Origin of the sequence: Affinirhizobium lemnae (assembly GCF_022968395.1) — a bacterium.
Classification (GTDB): domain Bacteria; phylum Pseudomonadota; class Alphaproteobacteria; order Rhizobiales; family Rhizobiaceae; genus Neorhizobium; species Neorhizobium lemnae.
This window is the reverse complement of the sequence record NZ_JALJQZ010000026.1, coordinates 1-20735: the sequence shown is the minus strand read 5'-3', so window position 1 is coordinate 20735 and position 20735 is coordinate 1. Positions and strand designations below refer to the sequence as shown.

Below are 20735 nucleotides of genomic sequence, written 5' to 3'. Positions count from 1 at the left end.
GCTTTGGCTTTGTGAGCGGTCCATTGCGAATCAGACGAGTTCCTGTTCCTACCGATGAGCAGTAACGCTTCCGCCATCCTGTTTTTCGAGGTTTGCACCATTGCGGCTGAATGAGAGATCTTGCAGAAACGCTTTCCGGGGCCTCGTTGCCGTAGCGCTAGTGACCTTGGCGCTTGTCGGCAGCCCGTCCAACTCCCTGGCACAAAGCGCGCCCGAAGCGGCACCGGCGACTGCCGCGAGTGCTGCACCTAAATCCAAGACCCAGGCGACGATTACCGAAGCGAAAAAGGCACTGGAATCGATCACTGCGCGTTCGAACGCGCAGGACGTCGATGACATGCAGCTTGCCGAACTCAAAGCTCAGGCGGATGATCTTGTCACGCGGCTCAGTGAGCATCTGGGTGGCCTGAAGCAGCGGCTTGATCAAATCAATGCGCGCGTAAAAGAGCTTGGAGAGCCGCCGCAGGACGGGCAGCCACCGGAAGCGGCGGTTGTCACCGAAGAGCGCACCCGTCTTGCAACGGAGAGGGGGGAACTGACCGCTTTCTCCAGCGAGTTCGGGCAAATCTGGAACGGTGCAAAGGAAATCTCTGCCAAGATCACCGAGCAGCGTCGAAGATTGTTCTCGGATGCGCTGCTCAAACATACAGATCTCTCCTGGGGAATGCTGACCGATGCAGGCTCTACCTTCTGGCATGAGGTCGAAACGTTTCGAGAAACGATGGCGAGTTGGTTGAGCTTCGCCTGGAAGTTCAAGAAGCTGCAACTGCTGAGCGCCGTCTTCCTGTCTATCGGTGCCGCTCTCTTCTTCCTCGCAGGCGGCTACCGCATGCTGGGAAAGATGGTCAAGCGCGATCCGGCGATCGATAATCCGCCCTATATCACGCGCCTGTCCTTTGCCTTTTGGTCGCTCGTTCTGCAGACTTTTTCGCTGACGGCTTTCATGCTGTCCACGTTTTTCTTCATGGACAGTTTCGGCGTTCTACGGACCGACATCCGACCTCTTGTGGCTACTTTCCTTGGTTTCATCTGGGTGGTCGTTTTCGTAGCCCGCCTCAGCTATCTCGTCCTGGGGCCAGAACATCCTCACTGGCGGCTCATTCGTGTATCGAACAAGGGTGCCAATGTCCTGTTCTGGCTGATCCTCGCGATGGCTCTGATCAACGGGCTCGATTTCGCGTTGACGGAAGTCAGCGAAGTGTTGAACTCGCCGGTCGTTCTGTCCATTGCCAAGAGCCTGATTGCGTCGGTCTTGATCGGTGTGATCCTGCTGGCCATGTCATTCCTCAAGCCGGTGTTGGCCGAGGACAAGGATCCCGATGCACCCGGTCGCTCGTGGCCCCGAGGGTTTCCGCTCGCTTTGAGGGTGCTCGGCATCGCGCTTCTTCTGGCGGCGCTTTCCGGCTATGTGGGCCTGGCACGCTTTTTTTCGACACAGATTGTTTTAACCGGTGCTCTGGTCGTTACAGGTTACATCGGCATCCTGTCAGGCAAGGCCGTCGGTAAGCAGAGCGCTTTTGCCAGTACGTCAGTCGGCAAATATGTCGCTTCGCGCTTCAAGGCCAACGAGATCATGCTCGACCAGATCGGGCTGGTGGCTGGGCTCAGCATTTATGCCTTTTCGGTCATTATCGTCGTTCCTGTCATCCTGTTGACCTGGGGTTTCCAGACGCAGGACATCAAGGCTGCCGCCATCCGTCTATTGACGCAGATTTCGATCGGCAACATCAATATTTCGCTGATCGGAATTCTTGTCGGTGTCCTGCTGTTCATGGCTGGCTATCTGGTGACGCGGTTCGCGCAGCGCTGGATCGACCGGAACGTGATGGCGCGAAGCCAGGTCGATGCGGGGGTGCGCAACTCGGTCAAGACGGGTATCGGTTATCTCGGCGTTGGTCTTGCCGTTGTGATCGGCGTGTCCGCCGCAGGGATCGATCTATCGAGCCTTGCGCTCGTTGCCTCTGCACTGTCTGTCGGTATCGGTTTCGGCCTTCAGAACATTGTATCGAACTTTGTATCGGGCCTTATCCTTCTGGTCGAACGCCCCTTCAAGGTCGGCGATCACATCATTACTGGTACGACCGAAGGCATCGTGAAGCGCATTTCGGTTCGTGCAACCGAGATTGAGACCTTCCGCAAGCAATCGATCATCGTGCCGAACTCTGATCTCATCAATGCGGCCGTGGGCAACTGGACGCACCGCAACCGCATGCAGCGTTCCGAAATCCCCGTCGGCGTTGCCTATGGAACGGATCCGCGACGTGTCATCGAACTCTTGCTGGAGCTTGCCGGATCCACGCCGCAGATTTTGCGTAATCCGGAGCCACACGTGGAGTTCCTGCGCTTTGGAGCTTCGTCGCTTGACTTCGAATTGCGTTTTCATGTCGCAGATATAAACGACGGGATGGGCATTCGAAACGCGCTACGTGCCGAAATCCTGCGGCGTTTCGAGGAAGAAGGGATCGAAATTCCGTATACAAAGCAGGACATCAACGTTCATGGCACGCTTTACACCATGCGTGCGCCAACCTCGGAAAAAGAAAAGCAGTACGAGCCCACGGATTTGCACGATCGAGGAGCCGGCGACGCGCCAGCAGGCTGACAAATGGAAAGTGCGGATGCGTCGCGGCAAGCCGTACGCATGTCGTAATCAGGCGTTTGGTAGCGCGCATCAGATTGCATAGTCGGCCGATGCAATTTGGTCCGGAGAACGCGCTTAGTGTTCGGGCTTCATCAGAGGGGTTTTTCGATGAAATCACATGCGAGGGCGATCGTCGTCGGTGGCGGCGTTGTCGGCGTTTCGACGCTCTATCACCTGGCAAAGAAGGGCTGGAGCGATGTCGTTCTCATCGAGCGGAAGGAGCTGACCTCTGGCTCCACCTGGCATGCCGCCGGTCTGCTGCCCCTGTTCAACCTGTCTTATTCCGTCGGCCAGTTGCACAAGTATTCGGTCCGCTTTTACGAGGAACTGCAGGAAGAGACCGGCATGAATGTCGGTTTTGCGAAAGTCTCCAACATTCGTCTCGCTAGGACGAAGGATCGTTGGGACGAGTACATGTATTATGCGGGCATCGCCGAAACGATCGGGGTCAAGGTCAACATCCTGACACCGGAACAGGTGAAGGAGGTATGGCCGCTCTGTGAGACCGAGGGGCTTCTCGGTGCAATCCAGCATCCGGATGACGGCTACATCCAGCCAGCAGACTTGACCCAGGCGCTTGCCAAGGGCGCGCGTGATCGCGGCGCCACGATTTACCGCAATACGACCGTCACGGGTATCGAACAGCAGGCGGATGGTCTGTGGAAGGTAACGACCGACAAGGGTGAAATCACCGCTGAGCACATCATCTCATGCACCGGCTCGTTTGCTCGCAAGACGGGTGAAATGGTCGGCATCAACATTCCGGTCATTCCAGTCGAGCACCAGTACATTGTCACCGAGCCGCATCCGGCTATTCAGGAGCGGCGTAAGCAAGGCCTGCCAGAAATGGGGGTTTTGCGCGAATCCGATTCCGCTTGGTATATGCGCGAGGAGGCGGGCGGCCTGATCCTCGGACCCTACGAGGGGGGTGCTCCGGTCTGTTATGTCGATGGTCCTTCCGACCAGAGCGAGTACGAACTGTTTCAGGAAGATCTCGATCGCCTGATGCCGCATATCGAAACGGCAATCGCTCGTGTGCCGGCCTTCGGCGAAGTCGGCATCAAGAAGGTCTATAACGGTGCCATCGCTTATACACCTGATGGCAATCCCATTGTTGGGCCCGCTCCGGGCCTCAAGAATTTCTGGCTTAACGAAGGCCACTCTTTCGGTATCACTGCGGCAGGCGGCGCGGGCTGGCAATTGGCCGAGTGGATCGTGGATGGCGAGCCGACCGTCGATCTCATGGGTGTGGACCCGCGCCGTTTCGGTCCCTATGCGACGGAAGGCTATCTGATCGCCAAGAACGAGGAGGCCTATGCCAATGTCTTCACCATGCACTATCCGGATGAGGAGCGTGCCGCTGCCCGTCCGCTGAAGACGACACCGATCTACGATCGGCTCAAGAAGCTGGGTGGCGTCTTCGGTTCGCTCTACGGCTGGGAGCGCGCAAACTGGTATGCTCCGGAAGGTTATGAACTGCCGGAGAGCGAAAAGGGTGTCGGCGCGGATGTCATCACCAACCACAATTACGCGCCGCCGCTCGAAGACGGCCGGTACGTCGAAAAGTGGTCTTTCCGCCGGTCGAACTATTGGGAGCATGTGGGCAACGAGGTGAAGAATGTCACCACGAATGTCGGTGTGCTGGATATGTCGCCCTTCGCCAAGATAGAGGTCTCTGGGCCGGGTGCTCGTAACTGGCTCGAAAGCATCTTCGCCAACGCCATTCCAAAGAAGCGGGGTCGCATTACGCTCGCGCATATCCTGACGCCTGCGGGCGGAGTTCGTGCCGAGTTCACGATCTATGAGTGGGCACCAGGACGCTTCTATATGGTATCTGCCGGCGGCCTGGAGGCGCATGACCACGATCTCTTGTACCGTCTTGCGCCGCAGGATGGCTCCGTCGTTCTTCAGCCGATCACGCAGAAATACGGCGTTCTGGTTCTGGCAGGCCCGAAGTCTCGCCAATTGCTGAAGAAACTGACCCGCACCAGCCTCGAGAACAAGGATTTCCCTTGGCTGACAGGCAAGCAGATCTCCGTTGGCGTTGCGACGGCGCATGCGCTGCGCGTGAACTTTGTCGGTGAATTGGGTTGGGAATTGCACCATCCTATCGAGATGCAGGCCTACATCTTTGACAAACTGATGGAAGCCGGTGCCGAGTTTGGCATCAAGCCGTTTGGTATCCGTGCCATGGTTTCCATGGCGGTCGAGAAGTCCTATCGCAACATGGGGCGCGAGCTTTCCATCGAATACAATGCGTATGAATCCGGGCTCGACCGCTTCATCAAACCTGAGAAAAGCTTCATAGGTCGGGACGCTGTCGTCGCCTACAAAGAAAATGGTGTGAAGTGGGTGTTCAGCACTCTGGAGGTAAAGGGCACGACGGATGTCGATGCGCGCGGTTCCGAGGCGATCTATGATCAGGCCGGCGAACTGGTAGGCCGCGTCACGAGCGGCGGATATGGCTGGCGCGTCGGAAAATCTCTCGCACTTGCGATGCTGAAGCCGTCTCACTCCGAACTGGGTTGCCAGCTGAAAGTGAAGATTCTTGGCACAGTCTATGATGCGGAAGTCTTAGGCGAAAGCCCGTTTGATCCGGATAATGCCGCGTTGCGCGCCTGATCAAGAATTGATTGACCATATTTGGGAAAGCGGCCTCTAGCGGCCGCTTTTTTGTTGAATTCATCGCAGCTGGTCTTGCGCGCTTAATGTTTCTTCAAGTCCCGATGTTTTAGCCTACTGGAAGTCAAGGAGCTAGGGGGCAAACGATGACTTATCTGGGCGTATCCGGCATGCAGTATACAGGCGAGCAGTTTCCGGATGCTCGGATCATTGTTGCCGAAGACTCGAACGTCTTTACCTCTATGATCCGTCAACGTCTAAAGGAAATCTTCGGGATCGATGCAGAAATCTGCCGGACCTATGAAGACCTCATGATGGCTAACGAGTTGTCGGATGTGCCTGTCACCCTAGCAATTTCCAACATTAATCTGCCAGGCGCCGAAAACGGAGAGGCGCTGAACTATCTTGTCGATCTCAACATTCCAACCATTGTCTTCACCGGCACCTTCCAGGAGCACACGCGTGAGAAACTGCTGGCGAAGGACATCGTTGACTACATTCTTAAAGACAATGTCTTCGCAGTCGAGATGCTTGTTGAATCCGTTTGCCGCTTCCTGACGAACCATCGTCACCATGTGCTGATCGTGGATGATAGTCCGACGGCGCGCGCTCTCCTCTCGACCCGCCTAAAGCGTTACAATTTCCGCGTCAGCGTTGCCGAAAGCGGCGCCAAGGCCATCGATATTCTGAAGAAGAACCCGGATATCGGTCTGGTTGTGACAGACTACAACATGCCCGACATTGATGGTTTCGAACTGGCACGGCGCATCCGCTCCGTCCGTGGCTCCCACGAATTGCGTATCATCGGCGTGTCGTCCTCGACAGATCGCCTGCTATCGGCCCGCTTCCTGAAGGCTGGCGGCAACGACTTCATGTTGAGGCCGTTCATCGACGAAGAATTCTATTGCCGCGTGAACCAGAACCTCGACACGCTTCTGCAGATCAAGTCCCATCAGGCTGCCGCGCGCCGCAGCGCCGCCTGATATTTCGGCAGGGTGAGTTATATGAGATGGCCGTACCGGCAGGTGCGGCCATTTTCATGTCATCTCAAGCCGGAACCAGTGTTCGCGGCGTATTCGACACCAGCTTGCGTTCCGCGCGTTCCTGCTGCGGCGAGCGGTTATAGACCTCACGGTAGCATTTCGAAAAATGCGATGCCGACACGAAACCGCAGGCGACGGCCACTTCCACGATTGGCATAGAGGATTGAACCAGAAGATGCCTTGCGCGGTCGAGGCGGATTTCCAGATAGTAGCGGGCAGGGGAACGCCCCATTTCCTGACTGAACAGGCGCTCGATCTGCCGGCGTGAAAGGTCAACACTGTCGGCGATATCAATGAGCGACAATGGTTCCGAAAGATTGCTCTCCATCAGTTCGATGATCTGCAGAACCTTGTTGTTTTGCACACCCAGTCGCGCGCGCAAGGGAAGCCGCTGACGATCATGCGGGTTTCTGACGCGATCCGTCAGCTGTTGTTCGCAAACCCGGTTGACCAGCGTCTCGCCGAAGTCCTGACCAATCAGGTTCAGCATCATATCCAGCGAGGCCGTTCCGCCTGCGCAGGTGTAAAGATTGCCATCGACCTCATAGAGATCGGCATAGACTTCGGCCTGGGGAAAGGCTTCGGCAAAGCCGGGCAGGTTTTCCCAATGGATGGCGCATCGCTTGCCGTTCAGCAGCCCCGCCTGCGCCAGCACATGGGCGCCCGTACAGAGGCTGCCAACGGAAACGCCCCGATTGTAGGTTTCTCGCAGGAAAGCAAAAACGGACTTATTGTTGAAGCTCTCGACATTGATGCCGGAACAGATCAACACCATGCTCGGTCGCTGCTCTCCGCTCAGGTTGCGTCGCTCGTCGGCTAGCGAGGAATCGACTTCCAATGCAATTCCGCTCGAGGAGTAGACCTTTTGCCCATCGGCGGAGGCCAGGCGCCAGTCATAGGCCTTGTATCCCAACATCCTGTTGGCAATCCGGAGGGTTTCGACAGCCGCCGAAAACGGAAGAAGTGTAAACTCCGGGATCAGGAAGAAAACCAGCGTACGTTTTTTGACCGGGGGCTTGATGGTCATTGCAGGGGCTCCGTGGCAAGGCTCCTATTCCTCGCGTGAAAGAGGCTGCCTTGAATGTTTCAAATACGTCATTGATACATTCATTTGCGACACACAAGATGTCGGGAGAGAGGCAGCCTCATCCTCCTGCATATTTGTAGGGCATTCCGATTAAACTCTGTCTCAGTTGCCCGTTTGCCAGCCAATATCCTTGCGAACGTCTATTGGCAGCGCTTCAAGAATGGCAAGCGCCTTGCGCTTTCTGTGGGCCGCAATTGCTGCTGAGGTCTTGCCGATGATTTTCGACAGGAAACTGCCCCTTACAAAAGTTTCAGTCATTGACGATGATGTGGGTTGCGAGCTTGCGAAAGCCATGATCATGCTCCTTTCCGGGCTTGTGCAAAAGAACGATGCGCTTATTTAATTCTTTCTACAATTCGATTGTTTTCATTGAAATCATCAATAATTGTGATGTGACTCATGGTCGGCTTAGAATTGACTATCAGCCGCTCGAAATGATACTATCTTAAATATAAGGATTTCTGAAAGTTGTCACAATGAACGGGCCGTTCCGTGCATCTCTGCCGCTTCTCGATAACGATGTGATGAGAACGTTTGTCGCGATTGCTGATACCGGCAATTTTTCGACTGCGGCTGAAGTTGTCCTGCGAACGCCTTCCGCCGTCTCGATGCAGATCAAGAAGCTGGAAGACCAACTGGGGACCACGCTCTTCTTGAGAGACGCGCGATCCGTGGCGCTAACTCCCCAAGGCGAGGTTTTGCTAACCTATGCGCGGCGGCTGATCGCTCTCTCAAACGAAGCCGTGTCTCGCTTCATCATGCCGGAGCTTTCCGGCGTGGTCCGGCTTGGCGCGCCGGACGACATTGCGGAACGTTTGCTGCCGGGCATTTTGAAGAACTTTGCCGCAAAGTTCCCTGGTATCATGGTCGATGTCACGGTCGATGGGAGTGTGCGGCTTCGTCGCCAGATGGAGGAGCAGCGCTTCGATCTCGTATTGATGAACAGCGTCTGGCGTCCTCTGCCGACAGAGGGCGAGGTTGTTTTCGAGGATAAGCTTGTCTGGGTCGGTGCAAGGTGCGGAACGGCACATATGCGTGACCCATTGCCGCTATCTATCTGGGAAGATGGTTGCCTGTGGAGGCAGGAGGCGCTGAACAGACTGGAAGATATGAGGCGCCCTTATCGGATTGCTTATTTGAGCGCGAATACCATGGCCCAACGTGCTGCTATCGTATCCGATCTTGCGATTGCTCCGATGGCTCGGTCTTACGTCTCGGATGAGATGGCTATTCTGGGGCCAAAGGATGGGCTTCCAGAATTGATGTCATTTGATGTCAGGATGGTTGTTGCTCCGGATCTTTCGATCCCAGCAAAGGCCGTTGCAGACTCGATCCGCGAATCCTACGCCCAGCTCAACGCCTGACACTTTCGGCTCGAGGATAACAATTCGGAGCATTCTCGACTTTAGCGACCGACAATGCTCCAGATGTCGGTAATTCATCACGTGAGCTTGATTATGCTCCAGACCTGTCCGTCACGTGTAGTGAAAAATTGCCACGGAAAAGACGGCGGTGACGGATAAAAAGGCCCAGCCGAGGCGAAACAGCACACGCCGACGATGGTCATTTCCAGTCCAGTCATAATGCATTTCTAGAAGCCTCAAAGATATGTCGTCACCCCACATCATGCGGTGTTCGACAGTGTGGATAGGCGTTCTGCCTGACTATCCTTATACTCCCTGCAACCTGCGTGAGACTGACCTGGATCAAGTTTGACAACCGGCTGCAAAATTTTGCGAGTTTGAGAGTCTTACCAGATTGATTTGGTCACGCCATTGAAAAGATATGTCCACAGGGGCGGCGGAAAACGCAGGCGGGAAGGTCCTGATGGCGCGTAAGGCTTTGCGGCGCCATCAAGGACTGAGGTCAATGTTTGAACCGTAGGATCGATACTGGCTGCGGTGAGCAGCAAGGGGTAGGTGGAGATCGTATCGTCTGCTGCCGGTCTTACCCGAACCTCAGCGAGCGTATCGCCAGTATCCGTTCCTGCATCCACATAGTGGAGGGTCGCTCCGAAATTGTTTTCGTCATTCTCCACGCGTGCCCAGTACCCTCCCATCTGCCCGCGATAGTTCGGGTTTATCCCGGCGTGGAAATTGACGATGGGGCAGGGAATGACCGCCAGTGTGCTGCGAGACAGGAGCCGACAAGAGATCGAAAAGAGGAGGTCAGGCTTTGCGCGGAGGATGGCGGCGTGCGCATCTGGATCGTTGAGGGATGAGACACGCGTTACAGGCACCGTCGATAACGGCTGCGATATCAGCCCGTATTGCTTGATGATGTCTTCGGTCCGTTGCTGTGTGATGCGCTTGCCCAGGCGGGATACGATCATGGTGCCCAGTTGTCCTGCTGCCTGCAGCCAACCAAGCTTTCGAGCACGGCGCTTCAGGACATCGGTCTTGCTCTCATAATTCTCTTGAATCACGGTCAGGTTGGGGAAATGGGCGTGGAGATCGTTGATCATGACCTGCGGATTGAGGCCGCCCGCAGTCAGTACAACGAGTCTCGCAGGGTTCGGCGCCGTCATCAGATCTTCCGCTCATATGAATGTCGAAGGCATGTGCAAGCGACGATGGTGCTATCCGTCAAACATATCGTTAACGACAAAGAGATGGTTTCCGGAAAATCTGACGGGCTTCTGAAAACTGTTTCACTTCACCGTGAACCTTTTCACATTCCGCGCGTTACTGCGCCGGAAAACATAATTTTCCGGTTCTGTGTCGTTCAATTCGGAGACTTTCAAAATGACGCTCAAGACAGTTACGGTTATCGCTGCTCTCATGGCAACCGCCGCTTCGCTCGCATCCTGCGGCAACACGATCCGCGGCGTTGGCCAGGATGCCGCCAATACCGTGAACGCCACGCAGGACGCCGGTCGCAAGGTAGAGCGCGCCGCTCGCTAAGAATTGAGCTGCGGGAGGGGCAGAAAAACTTCTCCCGCGCATATTCTTTCTCAGATCAAATTTTGGCAGCGGGATAGGCACGCCGCAAACCGCCGGACTTGTTGTAACCCTCACGGAACGCCGTAAATGCGGGATGCTGGCTCGATTTCGCAGCCTCGCTCAACCTGATCTGAATACGGGCGGGTGCCATTCCCCCGATCCATTCTCCCGTTTTTTGAAGCTTGAGAGTGTTGACGAAACGCCCTGCCGCTGCCCGGTCGAGATAAAGATGCAGACCGTCGAGAAGCACGTCGTCCGAGGACGGGTTTTCCATCATCAACTTCAGCCAGTTCTCATTATCCTGTGTCATGGATGCCAGTGCATCTGCCACATTTTCACGGTTCCCAATGGGCGCCACAGTGCTCATGAACATGTTCCGTCTGCATTCTTTGCCGAATCGAAGCAAAGAATACGGCGAACGATCCACGGCCTCAACATATCGCTCCTACAGGGTTGGCTTTATCCTGTCCGAAACTGAAACCGGAACCCATCTGGTCCAGATATCGAGGTTCTGGCGAAGAAAATGCAGGGCGGCATCGCGGTTGCTGGCGTTGTTTTCAGCCTGCCAAGCCATCAATGAACTGATCGTCGCGTTGCCCCATTTGCGATTGCGTAGATAATCGGCAACGTCAGGAGCCCGGTCCGACAGACCCTTCGATATGATGGTGAAGGCCTGAGACACGGGATAGGAATTGATCTTCGGATTGGCGCATCCGGCCCGGGACGTGCACTCATCCCACTCAAGCTGGTCGAAGGGAACGCCGAACGACAGCTTGACCATGGGGTGTTCACCCAGAATGGCCGTCGGGGCCCAGTAGTAGCCCAGCCAGCCGCGCTTTTCATTCAGCGCTTTCGAAAGGCCAGCATTGAATTCTTCGGCGGATGCAGCAGGCTTTAGAGCGAAACCCTTGCCTTCTGCACCCGTCGCCCGAAACAGGTTTTCCGTCGTGATGTTGCAGCTCCAGTCGGGAGGACAGCTATGAATGACGCCTGGACGGTTTTCGTTACTTTCTGCAAAGAGCTCCGGCTTTGCAAGTGCATCAGCAATAGTTCGCAGGTTCGGATGTTCATCCGCGACATATTTCGGTATCCACCATCCTTCCACGGCTCCGTCGGCCAGGATCTCGGCTCCCTGCACAAGTTGGCCGGATGCATAGGCTACGTTAAGTTCTGCATTGACGGAATTGACCCAGAGTTCCGGCGCAATGTCCGGAGTGCCTTGGTTAATCATGGTTTTGACCGTTGGGATGGTGTCACCCTCAACGATTTCCACATCACAACCATAACCCGCCTCAAGAATGAGCTTGTCGACCTGTGCGGCAATGGCAGCCGAATTCCAGTTCATTTCCGCAATCGAGACGCGGCCGCACTCGGAAGCCTGGGCGGAAGCGGCAAATGCAAAGTAGGCCAAGAGCGCGCTTGCGCCGGTTGCACCATACCACATTGCCTGATCACTCCCTCTGTTGCTGCTCATCGCAGAATGTCGAGTTTATCCACCGCGGTTGTACAATGCCCTGATTCAGCCTTGACCAAAAGCAAATTGGGCTAAGTCTCACCTCGAATTGATAAATTCTTGTATAAAGCCTCGCAAAATCCTGATGCACCATTTGGCTGGATTGGTACTTGCAAGATGCAAGTTTGTTTCGACTGATAACCAGCCGGTAACGATTTGCACGCTATGCAGTTGACGCGGTTGTTTCCGCTCGGGCTCCGGCAGGTAGTGCGTACCGGAGCCAAACAAATCTTCGGTGCGGCTCGATGCTAAAGCGCCCTTGAACAACCTGTCTGTTGTGCTAGCATATCCCCACACACACCTGCGATCTCGGCTACGATGAGCCCGGCGGCAACCTCTTTCGCTACGAATGTGCCGCTTTCGTAAGCCAATCGTGGGTGTTTTCGTTTCAGGTATACATAAATGACCGAATCGACGCGGTTGCGCGTGACTTTTGTTCTTGGTGGCGCACGCTCCGGAAAATCCCGTTTCGCAGAAAACGTTGCTCTCCAGTCTGGACTTGATCGCCACTATCTCGCGACATCGCAAATCTATGATGACGAGATGCGCGAAAGGGTGGCGCTGCATCGTGAACAGCGCGGGGAGCACTGGACGACGCATGAAGAGCCGATGGCTCTCGTCGAAATGCTCGCTGGCATACAGTCCGAAGAACGCGTGATTCTCGTCGATTGCCTGACCCTTTGGGTGACCAATCTGATGATGGCCGAGCGCGATGTTTCAGTCGAAAGCGCACGTCTCGTTGATAGTCTCGCTGCTGGAGCAGGCCATTTCATTTTCGTTTCGAACGAAGTGGGCCTTGGCATTGTGCCGGACAACAGAATGGCACGACAGTTTCGTGATCATGCCGGTCGCCTACATCAGATGCTGGCTGCCAAGGCCGATGACGTCTTCTTCATCGCCGCGGGGCTTCCGCTGAAAATGAAGGGCTAGAAGCCCAGCCAGACACGGATTGGATGGGTAGGATCTGCCAGCAGTTTGGTGGCGAGCGCGACGCAGGAGATGACTAGCAGCGGCTTGATGATTTTTGCGCCGCTTCTCATTGCCAGACTGGAGCCGATCTGCGCGCCGATGAGCTGACCAACGCCCATCAGCAACCCTACCTTCCAGAGAATCGCTCCATTGATCGCGAAAACTGCGAGTGAACCAAGGTTGGAGCCGAGGTTCAGCAGCTTGGTATGCGCTGTTGCCTTCAACATTCCAAAACCTGCCAGAAGCACGAAGCCCAGCATATAAAACGAGCCAGCGCCCGGCCCGAATACGCCATCGTAAAGCGCGACGAGGGGGACGGCAGTCACGGCAAAGATGGCGGGTGAAATCCGGCGGGTGCTATCCTGATCGGAGAGATTGGGCTTGAACGCGAAGAACAGCGCGATCCCCACGAGAAGAAACGGAATGGCTGCGCCCAGAAACTTGCCCGGCACATGCGAGGCGATGAGTGCACCGATGCCGCCGGCCGCAAATGCGATCAGCGCCATCGGTAACTGTGTTGACAGCTTCACATGTCCCTTCCGTGCGTAAGCTATGGTTGCCGAAGCCGCGCCAAAGGGCCCTTGCACCTTGTTCGTCGCCAGTGCCTCCAGAGGCGGAAGCCCTGCCAGAAGCAGGCAGGGAACGGTAATCAGTCCGCCGCCCCCTGCAATCGAATCAACGAATCCTGCGACGATTGCGGCAAGAAACAGGAACAGCAGCAGGTGAGTGGCGATGTCGTGCACGGGAATGGCTCGGTGATTGAGGCGGGCGTTGCCGCCTTCTGTCATTCAATCAGCACTGGCGCAAGATCGTCCATTCACGGAATTGCGGCGGACAATGCCGGTAAAAGGCGAAGGTCTGCAAGACGACATGCTTGCGCCGATACCAGCCGACGCTATTGTGCTGGCAAATTCGAATTCAGGAATTATCAAATGAACAAGGTCATTTTCGACACGGATCCCGGTATTGACGATGCCATGGCGTTGCTTTTTCTGGCGCGTCATCCTCAGATCGATCTGATTGGCGTCACGACTGTGTTTGGCAATGCGCCGATCGAACTGACGACACGGAACGCGCTCTATCTGACAGAAGCCTGGGATATCGCGGCTCCGGTTGCCAAAGGGGCTGGCGAGACATTCGATCCTGCGCGCGGCGGCAGCTATTGGCCGACGGCCATTCACGGACATAACGGAATCGGTGACGTTGCAGTCCCGGAAGCTGTTTCGCGCCAGGCCGATCTTCGCCCTGCCTACCAGTTCATCATCGATACCGTCCGCGCCAATCCGAAAGAGGTTACGCTCATAGCCGTTGGACGCATGACCAATCTGGCTCTTGCCTTGAAGGCTGACCCGGAGATTGCCCAGTTGGTCAAGCAGGTCATCATCATGGGTGGCGCCTTCGACGTGAACGGCAATGTTTCGCCGGCGGCGGAAGCCAATATTCATGGCGATCCGGAAGCGGCAGATGTGGTGATGACCGCAAACTGGCCGGTGGTCGTGATCGGGCTCGATGTCACAATGAAGACCGTGATGACGAGCGGTTATCTGGCAAAAATGGTTGAGAGCGGTCGCCCGGACGTCAAGCTTCTGTCGGATATCTCGCAGCTCTACATCGAGTTCTACAAAGGTCGCGTCGGTGATGGCATGGTGGTGCACGATAGTTGTGCCGCCGTCTATCTCGTCCGTCCGGATCTGTTCGAGACGCGTGCAGGTGCGATTCGGGTTGTCTGCAGCGGCATTGCTGACGGCCAGACGATCCAGAAGCCGGACGGGCGTGGTTTTCCGCCGAGTGCGTGGGATAACCTGCCGAGCCAGACAGTTGCGACAGGTATAAAGCCGGATTCCGTGCTCGAAGTCATTCGTGCGGCTTTGGTGGAAGGCATTGCGGGCTGAGGTGCTGCCTCATTACCCGTGCAATTTGATGTTTAGGCAACAGTGTCGGTGCAAAATATTGCTCCGCACTCAGCAGGCCATTGGCATTGCAGTCGGTTTTCCCTATGTGGAACCCTGACTGACAGAATTCAGAGGATATGAGCGTGACCGCTACATTCGATAAAGTCGCCGACATCATCGCTGAAACCAGCGAGATCGACCGCGAAACCATTACGCCGGAAAGCCACACGATCGACGATCTGGGCATCGACAGCCTGGACTTCCTCGATATCGTTTTTGCGATCGACAAGGAATTCGGCATCAAGATCCCGCTCGAGCAGTGGACGCAGGAAGTCAACGAAGGCAAGGTTTCCACGGAAGAGTATTTCGTGCTGAAGAACCTCTGCGCCAAGATTGACGAACTGAGGGCAGCAAAGGGCTGAAAAGCCCTGGCTGAGGGAGCGTATGCTTCTTGAATATTTCCAGATGATCGACCGCATTGAAGCGGTCGATCTGTCATCCAGAACGCTCAAGGCACGGTCCGTCGTTCCGGCAAAAAGCCCCGTATTCGAGGGGCATTTTCCTGGAATGCCGCTAGTGCCCGGCGTTCTTCTGATTGAAACCATGGCCCAGGCCAGCGGCTTCATGATTCTTGCCGCTTCCAATTTTGCCGCGATGCCATTCCTGATGTCTGTTGATGGCGCAAAGATGCGGACATTCGTTGAGCCTGAGGCGGTTCTCGTTATCGAGGCGTTTCTAGAGCACGAAGGGTCTGGCTACGCCGTGACCAAGGCGAAGATTTCGTCTGCCGGCAAGAAGGTCTGCGATGCACAGCTCAAGCTGCGCACCATGCCATTTGAGGAAGTGCCTCTTGCGGACATCGTGCGCAAGCGCGCCGCTGAAGTTGGGCTGTTGAGTGCGCTTGCCGCCCAATAAGGGCATGCGCATCTGAAAGGTTGAACCTGAGATGAGCAAGTCAGCCAATGACGTTGTGATTACCGGCGTCGGTATCGTCACCTGCCGTGGTGTCGGCAAGGAGCCGCATGTGGCCCTGCTGAGCGGCGCGGAAGTTCTTCCGCCTCGGGTGGATAGCGAGCGCTTCAAGCCTTATCCTGTTCACCCGATGCCGGAAATCGACTGGTCGCAGCAGATCCCCAAGCGCGGTGATCAGCGTCAGATGGAAAACTGGCAGCGTCTCGGTGTGTTCGCCGCCGGTCTTGCGCTGGAAGATGCAGGTCTGAAGGAAAACGCGGAAGCTTGCGGCACGATGGATATGATCGTGGCTGCCGGCGGCGGCGAGCGTGATATCAAAGTCGACAGCCTGATCGTTGATGAGGCGCTGAAGCGCAACGACCGCGAGCGTCTTTTGAATGAGAAGCTGACAACCGAGCTTCGTCCGACGCTGTTTCTTGCCCAGCTTTCCAACCTGCTGGCTGGCAATATCTCCATCGTCCACAAGGTCACCGGTTCATCCCGCACCTTCATGGGCGAAGAAGCGGCGGGCATCTCCGCCGTCGAAACGGCCTATCATCGCATCAAGTCCGGCCAGTCCACCCATTCGCTGGTGGGCGGTGCCTTCGTGGCTGAGCGCGCCGACATCATTCTGCTTGTCGAAGGCATTCGCGCCCATCAGACCGGCGACTGGAAGCCGCTCTGGACCCGTGATGGCAGCGAAGGTGGCGGCATGATCATGGGCTCTGTCGGCGCATTCCTTGTGCTGGAATCCCGCCAGTATGCTGAGGCGCGTGGTGCGCATATCTACGCGATTGTCGATGCCATCGATGCCGACCGTGGATCGCGAGACGATGGTGGTCTCGAAAAGCGGCTGCAGCGGCTTGCGGCGGAGGTTGCGCCGAAGCTCGGCGATGACGTGGTCGTCTTCTCCGGATCGACGGGAATGAGCGATCTCGCCGCACGCGAAAAATCAGTTCTTGAGTCCTCTTTCGAAGGCGCGGCCATTCGCGGGTTTGGTGGCGTGACGGGTCATGCCATGGAAGCGCAGTTCCCGCTTGGCCTGGCGCTTGCGGCACTCGCGCTGGATGGCAAGGCCACCATTCCGGCCTTCGATCCGGATCACGAAACGAAGATGCAGGGAGCCGCGGCAAAGGCTGTGGTGACCACGGTCGGTTATATCCGGGGCGAGGGACTTGCCGTCCTTTCGGCGAACGGTTGAGGAATCGATGATGAGCACGAACGCATTCAAGGATCACCTGGGCCGTCCCATTATCGCCGTAACCGGCATGGGTGTCATCACCTCGCTAGGGCAGGGGCTGCAGGATAACTGGTCTGCACTGACCTCCGGTAAATCCGGCATTCACAAAATCGAGCGCTTCCCGACGGAGGGGCTTTCCACCCGCATCAGCGGTACTGTGGATTTCATCCAGATCCCGCGGGAAAACGCTGTTGAGCGGTCGTTTGCCTTTGCGCGCGAAACGACGCGTGAAGCGCTGGCTCAGGCTGGTCTGTCAGGAGATTTCAACGGGCCGCTGTTTCTGGCAGCGCCGCCGGTAGAGCCGGAATGGAATGCGCGTTTCGAGCTTGCCGATCGTGCGCCGCCGCCGCAGGCGGAAGCTGATGCCTATGATCGTTTTCTGGCGGCCATGCGTGAACGGCCAGATCCGGCCTTTCTCGAGGCCGTTCAATTCGGTTCTATTTCGGAGCGCCTTTCCGACATGTTCGGCACGCGCGGTCTGCCGGTCACGCTGTCCACAGCCTGTGCATCCGGTGCAACCGCGATCCAGCTTGGCGTAGAAGCCATTCGTCAGGGCCGGACTGATCGTGCGTTGACGGTTGCGACCGACGGCTCGGTGAGCGCTGAAGCTCTTATCCGCTTCTCGCTGCTGTCCGCCCTGTCCACGCAGAACGACCCGCCGGAAAAGGCGTCCAAGCCGTTCAGCAAGGATCGTGATGGCTTCGTCATCGCGGAAGGTGCGGCAACGCTTGTTCTGGAATCGCTGGAATCCGCCGTCGCGCGCGGCGCAAAGGTGCTGGGTATCCTGAAGGGTTGCGGCGAAAAGGCCGATCACTTCCACCGTACACGGTCTTCACCGGATGGTGGTCCGGCCATTGCGACGATCCGCGCTGCGTTGGAAGATGCTGGCATGGATGAAAGCGGCATTGGGTATATCAATGCGCACGGCACCTCGACGCCGGAAAACGACAAGATGGAATACGGCGCGATGCTGGCGGTGTTCGGCGAACGTTTGAAGGACGGCATTCCTTGTTCGTCCAACAAATCGATGATCGGCCATACGCTGACGGCTGCCGGTGCGGTGGAAGCCGTGTTCTCGATCCAGACCATGCTGACGGGAACACTGCCGCCAACCATCAACCATGTGAACCCGGATCCGGCCATCGTTCTGGATGTGGTGCCGAACACGAAGCGCGATCAGCAGGTTTCTGCCGTGCTTTCCAATTCGTTTGGTTTCGGCGGTCAGAACGCAAGTCTTGTCATGACGGCTGAGCCAGCCTAAAAGCCGGTTCAACTCAGGCTATTCTGCCAAAACAGTTTTGACGCCTTCTGGCGAAGGAATATCTCATGCGCGCTTTGCAACTGATCGATGATCGCCGTCTTGAAGCAACCGACATCCCTGAGCCGGAAGCCCCGGCACCGGGTGAAGTGACGCTTCGGGTCAAGGCGGTTGCGCTGAACCATATCGATGTCTGGGGCTGGCGCGGCATGGCATTTGCCAAGCGCAAGATGCCGCTTACGATCGGTGCGGAAGCTTCCGGCGTGGTCGAAGCCATCGGTCCGGGTGTTTCCAACGTTCTGCCGGGTCAACTGGTATCGGTCTATGGTGCGCGCACCTGCGGTCTCTGCAAGCCGTGCCGCGAGGGTCGCGATAACCTTTGTGAACATGTCCAGGGCGTGCACGGCTTCCATCTGGATGGCTTTGCCCAGGAAAAGATCAATATCCTGGCCCGCCAGCTGGTCCCGGCGCCTCCGGGCGTTGATGCTGTCGCGGCTGCTCTTGCGCCTGTGACCTTCGGAACCGTGGAGCACATGCTGTTCGACAATGCCAAGCTGGAGCCGGGCGAGACGATCCTTGTTCACGCTGGCGGATCTGGCATTGGTAGCGCCGCAATACAGCTGGCCAAGAAAATGGGCTGCACGGTGATCACCACGGTTGGCTCCGATGACAAGATCGAGAAGGCCAAGGCGCTCGGTGCCGATCACGTGATCAACTACCGTACAGACCGTTTCGAAGGCGTGGTACGCAAGATCACGAAGAAGAAGGGCGTGGACGTGGTGTTCGAACACGTCGGCAAGGACACCTGGGCCGGCTCCATGCTGTGCCTGAAGCGCGGTGGTCGTCTGGTGACCTGCGGTTCCACCTCTGGTGTTTCGACCGATATCAATCTGATGATGCTGTTCCAGCAACAGCTGAAGCTGCTGGGCTCCTTTGGATGCCGCATGGAAAACATGGCCAACGCCATGCAGAAGATGGCGCGGGGTATCGTGCATCCGGTGATTGATACCGAAGTGACGTTCGACGAGATCGACAAGGCGCTGGAGCGCATGGAAGGCCGCCAGATCTTCGGGAAAATCGTGTTGCGGATGGATTGATCCGGTGAAGATGTTCATCACCCGGATTGTGCTGGCCGCACGGAAGTTTCGTCAGTGGTTTCTGGCGCAGATCACGTTCGGCTTTCTCAATCTGCTGAAGCTTCTGCCTGCGGATCCTGCCATTCGCTTTGCCGATTGGCTGGTTCGCAAGATCGGTCCGATGACCGGTCGCCATAAGCTGATGCTGGTGAACCTTGCCAATGCCTTTCCCGAAAAATCCGAGGAAGAGCGACTTGAGATCGCGCTGGCGAGCTGGGGCCATATGGGCAGGCTCGCTGCCGAGTACGTCTTCCTCGATCGATTGTTTGACTTCGATCCTGCAGCGGAAAAGCCGGGACGGATCGAGGTATCGGGTATTCCGCTGTTTCTGGATCTTCGGGATAATCCGCGCCCGTTCATTGTCTTCACGGCGCATACCGGAAATTTTGAACTGCTTCCCGTGGCAGGTGCCGGCTTCGGCCTGAATGTGACAGTGATGTTCCGTCCGCCGAACAATCCATACATTGCGGAAAAAGTGTTCAACTTCCGCTCGGCGCGCATGGGCAAGCTTGTGCCGTCCCATGCGGGTTCCTCCTTTGCGCTCGCGCGCCAATTGGAGGCGGGAAAAGGCATCGGTGTTCTGGTGGACCAGAAGTTCCAGAAGGGCCTGATGACACGCTTCTTCGGCAATCCGGTGCAGACAAACCCGCTGTTGGCGAAGCTCGTTCGTCAGTTCGATTGCGAGGTCTACCCCGCTCGCTGCATCCGTTTGGCGGACAATCGCTACCGTCTGGAGATCGAACCGCGGATCGAGATCCCACGCACGGCTACAGGGGCCGTCGATGTTCAGGCAACGGGTCAGCTGCTAAACGACAAGGTGGAAAGCTGGGTGCGGCAGCATCCTGAGCAGTGGCTTTGGTATCACGACCGCTGGAACATCAAGCACAGCATCAAGCGCTGATCTCTGCTTCCATGATCCGCTTCAGATTGCCGAGATCGGTCTCGACATGGCGAGAATCCTGTTCGAATTGTTCCTCCGACATGCCGGGCAGTCTCGTGACCAGGAATATGGCCTCTGCACCGTCGCCGTTCTGAACGATGCGAAAGGCATTGTAGACGATCATGCCGGACGGCATCTCAACCCAGTGATCGACGATTCCGTGCTCATTCTGAGGGGAGAAGCGAACCGTGATTTCACCGAGCGGGCCGCCATCCACCAACCAATGGTCTCCCGCATTCTGTAGGCCGCTGCCAAGGCCCGATGCCCACCGCGCCATGTTCTCAGGCTTGGAAGCGAAGTCATAGACCTGCTTCCAGTCTCGCTCGATGGATGTATGGATCGCCTTTGCTTCAAGCACCGGCATCATCGGTTCTCCTTCCTCCCACTGATTTATGGTGCATTTCCTCGTCAAGGCAAGGGTGCCTCGCTAGGTCGTGGTGATGATTTAAGGATTGGGATTCCCAAAAGAGCGCAAATCGGATTCAAAGCTGATTTTGGAGA

General features: G+C 56.6%; 20 protein-coding genes. 13 read left to right on the top strand and 7 right to left on the bottom strand.

Annotated features, from left to right (window positions below):
• Window positions 1–160: 160 nt before the first annotated feature.
• From MUU53_RS15580 to MUU53_RS15570, 3 genes are all read left to right on the top strand, one after another.
• The gene (locus tag MUU53_RS15580; RefSeq protein WP_247261715.1) at window positions 161–2602 is read left to right on the top strand and encodes a mechanosensitive ion channel domain-containing protein; all 2442 of its coding nucleotides are present in this window, start codon (window positions 161–163) and stop codon (window positions 2600–2602) included.
• Window positions 2603–2749: 147 nt separating this feature from the next.
• The gene (locus tag MUU53_RS15575; protein WP_247261714.1) at window positions 2750–5263 is read left to right on the top strand and encodes a GcvT family protein; all 2514 of its coding nucleotides are present in this window, start codon (window positions 2750–2752) and stop codon (window positions 5261–5263) included.
• A 146-nt stretch (window positions 5264–5409) separates the two neighbouring features.
• The gene (locus MUU53_RS15570; RefSeq protein WP_137137110.1) at window positions 5410–6246 is read left to right on the top strand and encodes a response regulator; all 837 of its coding nucleotides are present in this window, start codon (window positions 5410–5412) and stop codon (window positions 6244–6246) included.
• A 64-nt stretch (window positions 6247–6310) separates the two neighbouring features.
• Here the strand turns inward: MUU53_RS15570 and MUU53_RS15565 are convergent, their stop codons facing one another.
• Both MUU53_RS15565 and MUU53_RS15560 read right to left on the bottom strand, forming a co-directional pair.
• Window positions 6311–7333, bottom strand: a complete 1023-nt coding sequence (locus MUU53_RS15565; RefSeq protein WP_247261713.1) for a GlxA family transcriptional regulator — start codon at window positions 7331–7333, stop codon at window positions 6311–6313.
• A gap of 162 nt (window positions 7334–7495) precedes the next feature.
• Window positions 7496–7687, bottom strand: coding sequence for a hypothetical protein (locus MUU53_RS15560; protein ID WP_247261712.1), 192 nt, complete (start codon window positions 7685–7687; stop codon window positions 7496–7498).
• 182 nt (window positions 7688–7869) lie between these two features.
• On the opposite strand from MUU53_RS15560, the gene MUU53_RS15555 reads away from it, so the two are divergent.
• Complete coding sequence (locus tag MUU53_RS15555; RefSeq protein WP_247261711.1) at window positions 7870–8757, top strand: LysR family transcriptional regulator; 888 nt, start codon at window positions 7870–7872, stop codon at window positions 8755–8757.
• Between the two features lie 386 nt (window positions 8758–9143).
• Here the strand turns inward: MUU53_RS15555 and MUU53_RS15550 are convergent, their stop codons facing one another.
• Window positions 9144–9920, bottom strand: a complete 777-nt coding sequence (locus tag MUU53_RS15550; RefSeq protein ID WP_247261710.1) for a formyl transferase — start codon at window positions 9918–9920, stop codon at window positions 9144–9146.
• Between the two features lie 253 nt (window positions 9921–10173).
• Between MUU53_RS15550 and MUU53_RS15545 the strand changes: the two genes are divergently transcribed.
• Window positions 10174–10296, top strand: coding sequence for an entericidin domain-containing protein (locus tag MUU53_RS15545; RefSeq protein ID WP_137137243.1), 123 nt, complete (start codon window positions 10174–10176; stop codon window positions 10294–10296).
• 55 nt (window positions 10297–10351) lie between these two features.
• Here MUU53_RS15545 and MUU53_RS15540 read toward each other — a convergent pair whose 3' ends face one another.
• Together MUU53_RS15540 and MUU53_RS15535 are read right to left on the bottom strand one after the other, a co-directional pair.
• Window positions 10352–10702 carry a hypothetical protein gene (locus MUU53_RS15540; RefSeq protein WP_247261709.1) on the bottom strand — a complete coding sequence of 117 codons (351 nt, stop codon included), beginning with the start codon at window positions 10700–10702 and terminating at the stop codon, window positions 10352–10354.
• A gap of 78 nt (window positions 10703–10780) precedes the next feature.
• Window positions 10781–11779: a glycine betaine ABC transporter substrate-binding protein gene (locus MUU53_RS15535; protein ID WP_247261743.1), complete on the bottom strand. Its 999-nt coding sequence runs from the start codon at window positions 11777–11779 to the stop codon at window positions 10781–10783.
• A 471-nt stretch (window positions 11780–12250) separates the two neighbouring features.
• On the opposite strand from MUU53_RS15535, the gene cobU reads away from it, so the two are divergent.
• On the top strand, window positions 12251–12778 hold the full coding sequence (cobU, locus tag MUU53_RS15530; RefSeq protein WP_247261708.1) for a bifunctional adenosylcobinamide kinase/adenosylcobinamide-phosphate guanylyltransferase: 528 nt from the start codon (window positions 12251–12253) through the stop codon (window positions 12776–12778).
• Here cobU and MUU53_RS15525 read toward each other — a convergent pair.
• Complete coding sequence (locus MUU53_RS15525; RefSeq protein ID WP_247261742.1) at window positions 12775–13560, bottom strand: TSUP family transporter; 786 nt, start codon at window positions 13558–13560, stop codon at window positions 12775–12777. The genes cobU and MUU53_RS15525 overlap by 4 nt on opposite strands.
• 189 nt (window positions 13561–13749) lie before the next feature.
• Between MUU53_RS15525 and MUU53_RS15520 the strand changes: the two genes are divergently transcribed.
• From MUU53_RS15520 to MUU53_RS15490, 7 genes are all read left to right on the top strand, one after another.
• Entirely contained in the window at window positions 13750–14709 is a 960-nt protein-coding gene (locus MUU53_RS15520; protein ID WP_247261707.1) for a nucleoside hydrolase, read from the top strand.
• Between the two features lie 137 nt (window positions 14710–14846).
• Complete coding sequence (locus tag MUU53_RS15515; RefSeq protein WP_137137101.1) at window positions 14847–15131, top strand: acyl carrier protein; 285 nt, start codon at window positions 14847–14849, stop codon at window positions 15129–15131.
• A gap of 22 nt (window positions 15132–15153) precedes the next feature.
• The gene (locus MUU53_RS15510; RefSeq protein ID WP_247261706.1) at window positions 15154–15624 is read left to right on the top strand and encodes a 3-hydroxyacyl-ACP dehydratase FabZ family protein; all 471 of its coding nucleotides are present in this window, start codon (window positions 15154–15156) and stop codon (window positions 15622–15624) included.
• Between the two features lie 31 nt (window positions 15625–15655).
• Window positions 15656–16861 (top strand): beta-ketoacyl-ACP synthase, encoded by a 1206-nt coding sequence (locus MUU53_RS15505; RefSeq protein ID WP_247261705.1) that lies wholly within the window; start codon window positions 15656–15658, stop codon window positions 16859–16861.
• Window positions 16862–16871: 10 nt separating this feature from the next.
• Complete coding sequence (locus MUU53_RS15500; protein ID WP_247261704.1) at window positions 16872–18161, top strand: beta-ketoacyl-ACP synthase; 1290 nt, start codon at window positions 16872–16874, stop codon at window positions 18159–18161.
• Window positions 18162–18226: 65 nt separating this feature from the next.
• The gene (locus MUU53_RS15495; RefSeq protein WP_247261703.1) at window positions 18227–19255 is read left to right on the top strand and encodes a zinc-binding dehydrogenase; all 1029 of its coding nucleotides are present in this window, start codon (window positions 18227–18229) and stop codon (window positions 19253–19255) included.
• A 4-nt stretch (window positions 19256–19259) separates the two neighbouring features.
• Window positions 19260–20195, top strand: coding sequence for a lipid A biosynthesis lauroyl acyltransferase (locus MUU53_RS15490; protein ID WP_247261702.1), 936 nt, complete (start codon window positions 19260–19262; stop codon window positions 20193–20195).
• On the opposite strand, the gene MUU53_RS15485 is transcribed toward MUU53_RS15490, so the two are convergent.
• Window positions 20185–20598, bottom strand: coding sequence for an SRPBCC family protein (locus MUU53_RS15485; RefSeq protein ID WP_247261741.1), 414 nt, complete (start codon window positions 20596–20598; stop codon window positions 20185–20187). The genes MUU53_RS15490 and MUU53_RS15485 overlap by 11 nt on opposite strands.
• Window positions 20599–20735: the final 137 nt, after the last annotated feature.